This window comes from Hirschia sp., assembly GCF_058892565.1.
Window position 1 is genome coordinate 26,962 of the sequence record NZ_JBZXVU010000031.1, and the last position, 12,302, is coordinate 39,263.

A 12,302-nucleotide genomic window follows, 5' to 3' on the forward strand; every position below is an offset into this window, starting at 1 on the left:
AAGTCTTGTGGCTCCAAAACTTCTAAATTTTGTTATTTAGAGGATTAAAAATGAAGTTCTTTGAGCATTTTAGTGAGCAGCATGCGTTAAGAATATCACTTTTATATCCGCTCTGTCTCATGTCAGGAACCGCTGTTTATTTAGAGCTAGATCACGAACCTTCATGGCGGTTCGTCATTTTTTGCTCAATTGGTGTGGTTTTTGTCCTCAAAGTTTCAGTTTTATTTGGTAAGCATTTTATCAATCTTTTGCTATTTTTTGCATTGTGGTTTCTAGCTGGTGTTACTGTTATTAAAGCGCGAACATCAATCGTTAGCGCGCCTAAAATTGAATACAATATCGGTCCGGTTACGGTCGAGGGAGAGCTGGTTCAAATTGAAAATGGGGCAAAGGGAAATCGATTAAGAATACGAGTTGGTGCGATTTCTAATTTGCCCAAAAGAGATACGCCTGAATTTGTTCGTGTCACACAGAAATTTGAGACAAATTTGTGGCCTGGACGATCTGTTAGCTGTTATGTGTTTTTGTCTCCACCACCAAAACCTTTGATCGCCGGTGATTATAATTTCAATCGACAGGCATTTTTTGAAAAATTGGGAGGTGTTGGTTTTGTTCTTGGACGTTGTAAACCGATAAATACGTCAAGTGTCGAAGAGCGGGACTTAATCGCACGTATAGCGATCCGCGTGGATGCGATTAGACGATCAATATCTGTATATATTCACGATTTATTGGGCGATGTGTCTGGTGGAATGGCAACTGCTATGATTACGGGCGAGCGTAGTTTTCTAAGCCTTGAAGACCAAGATACTTTGCGCTCAGTTGGGCTCGCACACCTGTTAGCTATATCAGGCTTGCACATGGGATTAGCTGCCGGTGTGTTTTTCGCATTGTTTCGGTTTATTATACCATGGTTTGAATTTGCAGCATTGCGAATACCTGCTCAGAAATTATCAGCTTTAGCTGCGATCATTGGTTCATCGACCTATTTGTTTCTTTCAGGGGCTTCGGTAGCCACTCAGCGGGCGTATATCATGGCGATGGTGGCCCTCATTGCGATCCTTATTGATCGTCCAGCATTCTCGATGAGGAGTTTGGCAGTGGCAATGGTGGTTGTGATATGCATTCAACCTGAAACCGTTGTTAGCCCCGGGTTTCAAATGTCATTTGCCGCAACAGCAGCGCTAATCGCATTGTATGAAAATTGGCCAATTCAAAAATCTAATAATTTAGTTGGACGGTTTTGGGGGTGGTTAATCGCCGTTTTTGGTACATCAGTCACCGCTTCCATCGCGACAGCTCCATTTGCTGCTTTTCATTTCGGGCGCATCGCATCGTTAAGTATATTATCGAACCTTGTCGTCATGCCCATCATCTCGCTTTGGGCAGCTCCATCAGCAGCGTTTGCGATGATTTTAACTCCATTTGGCTGGCAAGAGCCTATGCTTCACAGTTTTGGCGTGTCCCTAGAGATTGTTTTAAAGATATCACGCTTTTTTCAGGAGCATTCGCCAGATGGAAACCTAGCTTCATTTCAGGTTCCAACATTTATTCTGTTGATAGCAAGTGGATTGCTCATCATTCTTTTGAAAAAGTATTACAAAATTATTGGAGCATTTTGCCTCATATTAGCTCTCGCTTCTGTTTACTGGCAGAGACACCCCATAATTTATGTGGATAAAGACTTAATTATATATGCGAAAGAGGGCTCACATTGGATTAGAATACTGCCTGAAAACATGAAAAAATCAGGTTTAGTTCCGTTGAAACTCAAAGACGAAATGCTCGAAGAGCCAATATTTTTAAAAAATAATGAGCCAGTAAATGTTAGCAATGATGACTATCGTATCGAAGTGACCGAGCATAAGTGCGGCGTAGATCCAGAAGAGGAAGCACCGTTCTTTCTTCGGGTTCATGCAAGCAAAGAGGAAATATGCTTACCTATTTCTGCTTCATATATTCAAAAAGGGATAAGCGTGACCAAGAGTAGGGAAAATTTTTATATAAAATATTTCCCTAGTCAAAATCGCCCTTGGAACTAAAAGTTATTGCAGCAATGATCTTAATGGTACTGACGCACGAGTGCGACTAGCTTTCCTTGTACGCGAACTTTGTCCGGTCCGAAAATTCTTGTCTCGTATGCTGGATTAGCAGCTTCCAAGGCAATTGAGCCATTGCGTTTTCGAATTCTTTTTAAAGTCGCTTCTTCTTCGTTAACGAGAGCGACAACGATTTCTCCAGAAATAGCAGTGTCACCCTTTTTCAAAATGACGATGTCACCATCAAGAATACCTGCTTCGATCATGGAATCCCCTTGGACTTCCAACGCGAAATGCTGATCAGAATTCATCCCAAGAGTAGGTGCTGTAATTCTATCAGTTTCATTCTGAATCGCAGCGATCGGAACACCAGCAGCGATACGACCAAGAACTGGAATTGTGTCATTAGCTATGTTTTTAGACGATACACCATCTCTGCTGACGATAGCTGGTTTGAAACTGGAACGTCCCAGAGGGGGCGCGGAAGGTGTAGCACTTTCGGGAAGTTTTAAGACTTCTATTGCGCGTGCACGGTGGGGAAGACGTCTTAAAAAACCACGCTCTTCCAGAGCAGTAATTAGCCTATGAATGCCTGATTTGGAGGCAAGGTCCAACGCTGATTTCATTTCATCAAATGAGGGCGATACCCCCGTTTCTTTTATACGTTGATGAATGAACAAAAGAAGTTCGCGTTGTTTGTTCGTAAGCATGTGATACCACCGATCCAAATTTTCGAGTCACGATAAGTTCTACATGTGTTCTCTGTTTGGGTCAATGCTGGAACAAAACTCTTTACTTAATATCGCGAAGTTCTCGAACACTTTTAACTATGTCTTCTGATTTCATGAGACTTTCTCCGATCAAAAAACCACGTGCTCCTGTTTTACGGAGACGATGTATATCTTCCGTGGTTTTAATTCCACTTTCTGAAATCAGTAATTTGTCTGTTGGCACCATGGAAGATAAACGTTCCGTCGTCTCTAATTCAGTCACCATTCTCTTAAGGTCACGGTTATTGACCCCAATGAGTGGAGAGGGAAGTGACAGGGCTTGTTCTAATTCAGCCTCATTATGTGCCTCTAATAATATAGACATACCTAGGTCTTCAGCACATTGATGCAGACTCAAAGCGTGCTCTTTATCTAAAACAGACATGATCAGAAGTATAGCGTCTGCACCTGCTGCACGGGCTTCTAATATTTGAATTTCATCAATCATAAAATCTTTGCGAAGGACTGGGATTGATACAGCATTTCTAACAGCTATCATATCTTCGAGAGAACCGCCAAAACTTGGGCCATCCGTGAGTACGGAAATGCAAGCAGCACCGCCATCAACATATGATTGAGCCGCTAAAATTGGGTTTTTTAGCGTGTTTATATTGCCTGCAGATGGGCTCTTTCGCTTTATCTCGCATATCAGAGCATTTTCGTCAGTTTTGGCAATGGACAACATCTGTTGTGCAAAACCTCTAGGAGGCGTCCGTCGCAGGGCATCTGAGTGAAGAGTATTTGCTGATAGTTTGATCTTTAAAGATGCTACTTCTTCTCGTTTGTAGTCAATAATTTTATCGAGTGCGGTCTTCATCTAACTATCTTTATTCGAGTATTTAATAAGCGCATTTAGAGTGTCTAAAGCTCGACCTGAATCTATAGATTCCAGTGCCATTTCTACACCTTCTTTATGAGTTTTTGCTTTTTGAGAAACGTATAATGCAGCTCCCGCATTCATCGCGACGACATCTCTAAAAGCAAATTTTTCACCCTCTAATAGTCTTCTAATAGCATCAGCATTTTCTAGGCTATTACCGCCTTTTAATTCGTCAAATGATGAAGTTTTCAAACCAACATCATCTGGATGAATTGAAAAGGGTGTGATTGTTGTTGGGGTAATTTCGATAGCGTGGGTGGTTCCAGTTATAGAAATTTCGTCAAGTCCATCCTCACCATGTACAATCCATGCTTTCTTTGTGCCTAAGCGTTGTAGCACTTGGGCGAGGGGATTAAGCCACTCTTTGCTGAACACACCAAGCACTTGATATTTTGCATTTGCCGGATTTGTTAAGGGGCCCAAAACATTAAAAATAGTTCTGGTTGAAAGTGCTTGGCGAACAGGCGCGACATGACGCATGGCAGTATGATGTTGCCGCGCAAACATAAAACCAACACGCGCATGCTTTAAACATTCATCGAACTGCTCTGGGGAAATATCTAGACGTACGCCCAAGGTCTCTAAAACATCGGCAGAGCCTGTTTTGGGTGGTGTGGATCTATTACCATGTTTAGCAACACGGCCACCAGCGCCTGCAGTCACTATAGCTGAAGCAGTAGATGTATTTAGGGTTTTAAATGGTAGGCCGCCAGTTCCGCATGTATCAACAACATCATCTGGTGCGCGAACTTTTGTTGAATGTTCGCGCATAACTGATACTGCTGCATGAATGTCATCAACACTTTCACCTTTTATTCTAAGCCCAACAAGGAATGCTGAAATTAGAATTGGGTCGACATTACCGCTTAGGATTTCATCAAAGGACTGTTTTATCAAATCCTGTGATGGAGCCTGACGATCCACAAGTTGGGAGACAGTCAGTTTGACGACTTCGCTCATTTTGCTTCGTGCCTATCGCGTGAGATTTAAAAAATTACTCAAAAGAGTGTGGCCGTGTTCTGAGCCTATGGATTCAGGGTGGAATTGAACACCATATAAAGGACGTGTGGCATGGGAAAGTGCCATGATTTCTCCATCGTCCGTCTCTGCTTCGATTTTCAAAACATTTGGCAAGGCTTCACGTTTTACGGCGAGTGAGTGGTATCTAACGGCTCCAAACATCTTCGGGATGCCTTTAAACATACTACCACCAGCATGCGTTACCGCCGAAGTTTTACCGTGGAGAATAGTTTTAGCTGAAATAACTTTTCCGCCAAAAGCTTCACCAATTGCTTGATGTCCAAGGCAAACACCAAAAATCGGGAGATCGTCAGGAGCTGTTTGAAGGAGCTCTATACAAACACCAGCATCTTGAGGTGTTTTGGGGCCTGGAGACAGAATTACGCCATCTGGACGTTTGTCTAAAAGTTCTTGTACTGAAAATTTATCATTGCGGACGACGTCTGTCTTCCCACCTAATTCTTCAAGATAGTGCACCAGATTCCACGTAAAACTATCGTAATTATCTATCACTAAAATATTGGGTTTAGACCTTGAAAGAGAACCTCTGATCATTTGTTGCCTCCTTCATAACGGGCAGCATCTTCAGCAGCTCTAAAAAGTGCACTTGCCTTGTGAACTGTTTCTTGGAATTCTTTGTCTGGATCACTGTCGAGAACGACACCACCACCCGCTTGCACGTGTAGTTTTTTATCTTTGATGACTGCAGTTCTCAATGCTATACACATATCCATATTGCCATCAGACCCAAAATATCCAATACCGCCGCCATAAACGCCGCGTTTGTTGGACTCCAGCTCATTGATGATTTCCATAGCCCGTATTTTTGGGGCCCCAGATACGGTGCCAGCAGGAAATCCTGCCATTAAAGCAGACACTGCATCTTCGCTATCACGTAATTTACCTTCAACATTTGAAACAATGTGCATCACATGAGAATAACGTTCGATGATGAATTGTTCCGTTACCTCGACACTACCGTATTGAGCAACTCTGCCAACATCATTACGCCCAAGATCAAGAAGCATCAAATGCTCTGCAAGTTCTTTTGGGTCCGCGAGTAATGTCTTTTCGTTTGAAATGTCTTCTTCTGGCGTTTTCCCACGAGGAAGTGTGCCGGCAATCGGTCTTATCGAGACTGTATCATTGCGAAGTCTAACCAAAATTTCAGGGCTAGATCCAATGACTTGAAAATCGCCTAGATTGACGAAAAACAGGAAAGGGGAAGGGTTTAACCGTCTAAGAGCTCTATACAATGCAAAAGGTGAGACATCAAAATCGGTTGAGAAACGCTGACTTGGAACGACCTGGAAGATGTCTCCAGCTCGGATATAGTCTTGTGCCTTTTTAACAATTTCGGAATAACGAGATGGTGTTGTGTTTGAAGAGAACTCAATCGGTTCGATCTCACGATCTACCGGTCTGTGCACGCCCAATGGCGCATCTAGAAGTGTTTCTATCTCGTCCAATAAAGCGTCAGCAGTTTTCTCGTCCTCGGTAATTGGGGTCGCGAGAATAATTTCTTGTTTAACCGAATCAAAGATAAGGATGACAGCGGGGCGCATTAAGACTGCTTCAGGCACCTGTAAGGAATCTTCTGGAGCTGTTGGAAGAGTTTCGACATACCGGATCATATCATACCCCAAATAGCCAAAAGCACCGGCGATCATTGGTGGTAAATCTTCACTTTCATCAATATCGACTTCACATAAATTTATGAAGCGCCTCACATCCTGCATTGGGTCTGTTGATCTATGCAGGACATTCTCAAAAGTGTTAGTGTCTGATGTGAGAGCGACTCCGTCCTCAACTTTCCACCACAAATTTGGTCTCGTTCCGATAAAAGAATAGCGACCTCTTTGTTCACCGCCTAGAACTGATTCAAACAAAAATGTTCCGGCATTGGTTGGGTCCAGCTTAAGCATGGCAGATACTGGCGTTTCAATATCGTCCAAACGTCGACGAATTTTCAGCTTCACTAGTGAAGAAGGCTTATTGGCTGTTCGGGTCATTGGGGACTGGCCATGGATTGGATATATTCTGACACTGCATTATTATTAACTTCAATTTTGGCGTCTTCCATGACCGCTTCTACAAATGCTCTTTGAATGTCAGCTTCTAGGCTCTCTGACACAGCTCTTTTGCCTGAAGAAGCGAGCGTTTCCAACATTTCAGGCTCTAAATTAGAGATATTTTCAAGATGAAGGACTGTTTTTGAGCCATCCTGTTCTGACGCAACTACATAATCACCCGCTTTCGCTCCAAGCAGTTGATAGGCCATAGAGCGCGTGACGCCTTCTGGAGCTTCCCGACGATTGAGATTCTGTTCAGGCTTCACATAGTCTAGGCCTAATTCAGATGCTGCTTCTGAAAGATCATCAAGTGCTTTGGCACGATCTAGAAGGTCGTTTGCTAGTTTTTCAGAAGCTTGAGACGCTTGGTATATTTTATAGCTTTCTGTGGCCAATGATTTAACATCAGCAAGTTCAGGTATGAAACTTTCCTCAACAGTATCTAGGCGAATGACGTAAATGCCATTGTTTGCATCATCTAAGATTTCACTCATTTCGTCTTCAAAATCTAGGCTTTGTATAGTTTCCATAGCATCTGGACGAAACACAATACCGCCTAATAAATGACCCTCTTCTGTACGTCCTTGTGCATCAATGGCACTATATTTCATGAGAGGAACACCTAATGCGTCAGCTGCTTCTTCTAGGTTAAAACCTCCGCCGACGAAATCAAACATTTCTTCTTGTTTGCGTTCAAATATCTGCTCTGCTTCTACTGTAGCTAGCTCAGTAAAAATTTGGTCAGAAACTGTTTCGAATGGTTTAGGAGTCCCTGGATAGATGGTGTCGACATATGCTCCAGTCCAATTTCCTTCTCCAAGTTCGAATACGCCAAAATGTGTATCTTCTGGAACAATGAAGGCTGTTTTAGCATATTCTTCGTCGGAAATTTGATCTCTTGTTACAATTTTCGTCGTGACTACTAAATCTGGCAGGCTAGAAAGAACGGTTTCAACATCACCACCAGCACCTATTTCATCAACAGCTTGCTGAACGAGACGTCGGTCACTGGAACTAAATTCTTTTATCTCCCTAGATTCAGGTGACGAAAATTCTTTAATTCTCAGGTCGTATTCATCTTTTAATACTGTTTCCGGAATTTCTACGCTGCCTATAAAATCAATTGGCGAAATAGAAAGAATAGATAGTGCTTTTCGCCTTGGTTGAGTGAAAGCAGTTTTGTTTTCTTCATAAAATGCAGCGACTTCTTCATCAGTAGGAAGTATTCCTTCATCTGAAACGTCATTAGGAATTTTCACATAAGAAAATTCTCGTTGTTCAGATTGAGACGTTATCCATACCTTACCAAGAGCATCGGGTGTGTTTACACCAGTTGAAACTGCATCGGCAATATACTCTCTCGTGAAGCTTTCTTTTAAGTTTGTCTCCAAATGACGAACGCTTAACCCTTGCAATCTAGCGAAATCTTTAAATGAAGCGTCATCAAATTCACCGGTCACAGCATTTTTAAAACGAGGAGCATTCACAACCATGTCTGTTACAGCATACCGACTTGCAGATATTTTTTCTTTATCAGCGAAGGCCAATAAAGCTGTTTCACTAGCGACGGATTGAAGAATCTGCTGGATTACTCCAGCTTTGGCGGCTTCTTGACGAGAAATAGTTCGTCCTTCAGATTCTCTAACACTGCGCAGATAGGTATCAATACGATTGTCTATATCTCTTTTAACGATGAATCGATCACCTGCGCTGATCATTCCTCTAGGTTCAGAAGAGGAAAACATGTCGGGCAACCCCATTCCGGCTAGTCCAACGATAAGTAAACCGATCACGACCAACATTAGTTTTGACCGTACCATACGGCGGACGATAGACAGCATAAGGATGATCTCCCAAAATAGTGCGCACAAATAAATTCAATCGTGCATGAGTCTTGCAGCAGTTCAATCTGCTTGCTAGGCGAGCTATGCGTCTAACGCAAGATACGAAATGATAAAGCCACAAAAGTGGCGTTTGACTAAGTGCCAAAAAGAGCACTGTCATACAATGGGACAACTAGAATGAGCAATGCAAAACCCCTCTTTGTAGGGAATTGGAAAATGAACGGTTTTAGGGCGAACCTTACAGAAATTTTGAATGTAGAGGAAAGTATAGCAAAAACACCTTTTCATGGGGATGTGGTCATCTGTCCTCCCGCAACTCTAGCAGCGTTAGCGGTGGACGCTTTAAAGAAAAGTGTCATTCAAATCGGAGGTCAGGATTGCCACGCAGAAGAAGCGGGTGCCTTTACCGGTGATATTAGTGCAGAAAAATGGAAAGATCTGGGGGCTGGCTATGTTATCGTTGGTCACTCCGAAAGGCGCGCTTATTATCAGGAAGATAATAAAGCTGTAAAAGCTAAATCTAAAGCTGTTCTAAGAGCGGGGCTTGTTCCAATTATCTGCATTGGCGAAAGTCTGGAAGAACGAAAAGCGGGTAAAACGCTTGAGATTATTTCCGCCCAAATAGATGGTTGCATACCTGACGAAGCTCAAAGTGCTTCTATTGCTGTAGGATATGAACCAGTATGGGCGATTGGCAGTGGCCTAACACCTACACTTGAAGAAATTTCAGAAGCTCACAAAGTGATTCGCGAAGCATTACATAAGAAAATTGGTGATAAAGCAGACCTAACCCCTATCGTTTATGGGGGCTCATTAAAGCCTTCTAACGCTAAGGAAATACTGGCTATCCAAGGAGTAGACGGTGGTCTGGTAGGAGGCGCGAGTTTAAAAGCAGTAGATTTCCTTGAGATAATTCGAGCCTGCGACCAGTAAATTTGAGGTGAATTAGAGGTGTGCGGCTTGATTATTTCAACAATCGCACATCTTTTTTGTTAAATTCGACTTACTAGGGCTTGGCGTAGCGCTCTGAAAATGCTTTTCAGTGCGTTTGGATTCATAGATTAGGTTCTCCGACCATTATGGAAAATGCTTTACTCGCCCTCAGCTTGCTTTCTTGCATAGCTTTAATTGTAACTGTGTTGCTGCAGCGTTCTGAAGGTGGAGCGCTTGGTATGGGCGGCGGCGGAGGTGGCGGTCTAGTATCTGGGCGCGGAGCTGCTGATACGCTTGTTCGTGCGACCATGATACTAGCAGCTATATTTTTCATCACGAGTTTAGCACTCACCCGAATTAATTATGAGCACTCCAAAGATAATTCGGATGTTACACGTACTTTGGAAGAAACAGGTGGCTCTCTTCTTGATGATGTTCTTGGTGAAACATCTTCAACAGAAGGATCCACGACAAATCCAACCGATTTGATATCTGAAGCGCTTTCAGAAGAATCAGACACAATTCCTACAGAAAGCGAATTGTCTGATTCCTCGGAAGATGTATCAGATGGTACAGATAATACTGCAAACCCTTCGACCTCTTCTGAAAACCAATAGTCAAACCTTGACGCGCGCCGCGATTCGGCGCGTCTATAGTTTCCCGTCATGACAAGATATATTTTCATTACCGGCGGCGTTGTTTCTTCTCTAGGGAAAGGCATCGCTTCGGCCGCTTTAGGTGCGTTGCTGCAAGCGCGTGGCTATAAAGTTCGACTCCGTAAATTAGACCCTTATTTAAATGTCGACCCAGGTACGATGTCTCCCTATCAGCATGGAGAAGTGTTCGTCACTGACGATGGTGCTGAAACGGATCTTGACCTTGGTCATTATGAGCGTTTTACCGGTGTCTCAGCACGGCAAAGCGATAACATTACGACGGGAAGGATTTACCAGACAATTATCGACAAAGAACGTCGCGGTGATTATCTGGGTGCGACGGTCCAAGTTATTCCACATGTGACCAATGCAATTAAAGATTTTGTTCTTTCTGATGCTGGCGATGTCGATTTTGTTCTCTGTGAAATAGGTGGCACTGTAGGTGACATTGAGGGACTTCCATTCTTTGAAGCCATCCGCCAATTAAATCAAGAATTAGAGCCGCTCCAGGCTGTCTTTGTTCACCTAACATTGTTGCCTTATATCTCTACCGCCGGAGAGATGAAAACTAAACCGACGCAGCACTCTGTTAAAGAACTTCGATCCATAGGTATTCAACCTCATATCCTTTTGTGTCGCTCGGAGCGTGCGATTCCAGAAGGTGAGCGTCGCAAAATCGGCCTATTTTGTAATGTGAAACAAGATAGTGTTATCGAAGCTTTGGACTCTCAGCACATATATGAAGTTCCATTAGATTATCATCAACGTGGACTTGATAAAGAAGTCTTGCGTCATTTTGGAATTACCAATGCGCCAGATCCAGATTTGACGCGATGGAAAAATATATCTGCCGCACTTCGAGCGCCTGACGGCGGTGTTGAAGTTGCGGTTGTTGGAAAATATGTCTCTCTTCCAGACGCATATAAATCTCTTATCGAAGCTTTGCACCATGGTGGTCTAGCAAACCAAGTGCGCGTTAAGATCAAATGGGTATCATCTGAGCTGTTTGATAGTGAAGATTCAGATATCGAATCTGAGTTGGACGGTGCACACGCCATTATGTTGCCCGGTGGCTTTGGTGAACGCGGTGCTATGGGCAAGATGCGCGCGGCTAAATACGCACGAGAAAAACGGATTCCTTGTTTTGGTATTTGTTATGGAATGCAAATGGCAGTTGTGGAAGCGGCCAGAAATCTTGCGAATATCGAAGGGGCGGGGACTTCGGAATTTGGTGCGCCTTCTGAAAAAATCGTTGGTTTAATGGAAGAATGGACACGCGGAAACCAAAAAGAGACACGTACTGAGACTACAGACCTCGGTGGAACATTACGATTGGGTACATACCCAGCTGTTTTGAAAAAAGGTTCACGCGTTGCAGAAATTTATGGCTCTGAGCATATCGAAGAGCGCCATCGCCATCGTTATGAAGTTAACGTCAAATACAAAGAGAAACTTGAAGAATCGGGAATGTTGTTTTCAGGCATGTCGCCAGACGGAAAGCTTCCTGAAATAGTCGAGATACCGAACCACCCTTGGTATATTGGTGTTCAGTATCATCCTGAGCTAAAATCTCGACCTTTTGAGCCTCATCCACTGTTTTCTTCTTTCATTGGAGCGGCAAAAGTTCAAAGTCGACTTGTTTAACCCGTAACTAGGGCTTGCATTACGAAGTTTATCATCGTAATAAGCCCGCTGATTTGGGTAGCCTTGTGCTACCTTTTCCTATTTTTTGAGGCTAGAAATATGGCTGTTCCTAAGCGGAAAACCACGCCTTCTAAACGCGGTATGCGTCGTGCACACGACCGTTTAGATGGTGCAACTTACATTGAAGACAAAGATTCAGGTGAACTTCGTCGTCCACACCACATTGACCTTAAATCAGGCATGTATCGTGGTAAGCAGGTTCTGGAACCTAAAGAAGACTAATGCCGTTTTAGGGGTCGCTCTTTAGCGCTCCGGCAGCGCTAGTTCTTAGTCAGGCGGTCCCAAGCTTTTTCTCAAATGAGTCGAGGGGACTGCCATGACTGAAATCGTAGATATTTTTGCACGTGAAATTTTGGATAGCCGGGGAAATCCGACTATTGAAGT

General features: G+C 43.3%; 12 protein-coding genes. 6 read left to right on the forward strand and 6 right to left on the reverse strand.

Features of this window, described 5'->3' with window-relative positions; all coding sequences use genetic code 11:
• Positions 1–50: 50 nt before the first annotated feature.
• Complete coding sequence (locus AC5EF3_RS11880; RefSeq protein ID WP_493548190.1) at positions 51–2,042, forward strand: ComEC/Rec2 family competence protein; 1,992 nt, start codon at positions 51–53, stop codon at positions 2,040–2,042.
• Positions 2,043–2,062: 20 nt separating this feature from the next.
• Here AC5EF3_RS11880 and lexA read toward each other — a convergent pair whose 3' ends face one another.
• From lexA to AC5EF3_RS11910, 6 genes are all read right to left on the reverse strand, one after another.
• Positions 2,063–2,749, reverse strand: a complete 687-nt coding sequence (lexA, locus tag AC5EF3_RS11885) for a transcriptional repressor LexA (protein ID WP_493548191.1) — start codon at positions 2,747–2,749, stop codon at positions 2,063–2,065.
• An 82-nt stretch (positions 2,750–2,831) separates the two neighbouring features.
• Positions 2,832–3,626: an indole-3-glycerol phosphate synthase TrpC gene (trpC, locus tag AC5EF3_RS11890; protein ID WP_493548192.1), complete on the reverse strand. Its 795-nt coding sequence runs from the start codon at positions 3,624–3,626 to the stop codon at positions 2,832–2,834.
• The gene (gene trpD, locus AC5EF3_RS11895; RefSeq protein WP_493548193.1) at positions 3,627–4,649 is read right to left on the reverse strand and encodes an anthranilate phosphoribosyltransferase; all 1,023 of its coding nucleotides are present in this window, start codon (positions 4,647–4,649) and stop codon (positions 3,627–3,629) included. It lies immediately after the preceding gene.
• A gap of 12 nt (positions 4,650–4,661) precedes the next feature.
• Complete coding sequence (locus tag AC5EF3_RS11900; protein ID WP_015827535.1) at positions 4,662–5,264, reverse strand: anthranilate synthase component II; 603 nt, start codon at positions 5,262–5,264, stop codon at positions 4,662–4,664.
• A complete protein-coding gene (gene trpE, locus AC5EF3_RS11905; protein WP_493548194.1) occupies positions 5,261–6,721 on the reverse strand; it encodes an anthranilate synthase component I in 1,461 nt (486 codons plus the stop codon). The genes AC5EF3_RS11900 and trpE overlap by 4 nt, the downstream gene beginning before the upstream one ends.
• On the reverse strand, positions 6,718–8,622 hold the full coding sequence (locus AC5EF3_RS11910; RefSeq protein ID WP_493548195.1) for a peptidylprolyl isomerase: 1,905 nt from the start codon (positions 8,620–8,622) through the stop codon (positions 6,718–6,720). The genes trpE and AC5EF3_RS11910 overlap by 4 nt, the downstream gene beginning before the upstream one ends.
• A 180-nt stretch (positions 8,623–8,802) precedes the next feature.
• Here AC5EF3_RS11910 and tpiA point away from each other — a divergent pair, with 180 nt between their 5' ends.
• The 5 genes from tpiA to AC5EF3_RS11935 all read left to right on the forward strand — a co-directional run.
• Positions 8,803–9,558 carry a triose-phosphate isomerase gene (tpiA, locus tag AC5EF3_RS11915; RefSeq protein WP_493548196.1) on the forward strand — a complete coding sequence of 252 codons (756 nt, stop codon included), beginning with the start codon at positions 8,803–8,805 and terminating at the stop codon, positions 9,556–9,558.
• A 146-nt stretch (positions 9,559–9,704) separates the two neighbouring features.
• Positions 9,705–10,175, forward strand: a complete 471-nt coding sequence (secG, locus tag AC5EF3_RS11920) for a preprotein translocase subunit SecG (RefSeq protein ID WP_493548197.1) — start codon at positions 9,705–9,707, stop codon at positions 10,173–10,175.
• A 48-nt stretch (positions 10,176–10,223) separates the two neighbouring features.
• Positions 10,224–11,858 carry a CTP synthase gene (gene pyrG / locus AC5EF3_RS11925; RefSeq protein ID WP_493548198.1) on the forward strand — a complete coding sequence of 545 codons (1,635 nt, stop codon included), beginning with the start codon at positions 10,224–10,226 and terminating at the stop codon, positions 11,856–11,858.
• 99 nt (positions 11,859–11,957) lie between these two features.
• Entirely contained in the window at positions 11,958–12,140 is a 183-nt protein-coding gene (gene rpmF / locus AC5EF3_RS11930) for a 50S ribosomal protein L32 (protein ID WP_015827529.1), read from the forward strand.
• A gap of 94 nt (positions 12,141–12,234) precedes the next feature.
• Positions 12,235–12,302: hypothetical protein (locus AC5EF3_RS11935; RefSeq protein WP_493548200.1), on the forward strand; the 68-nt coding region annotated here is incomplete at its 3' end.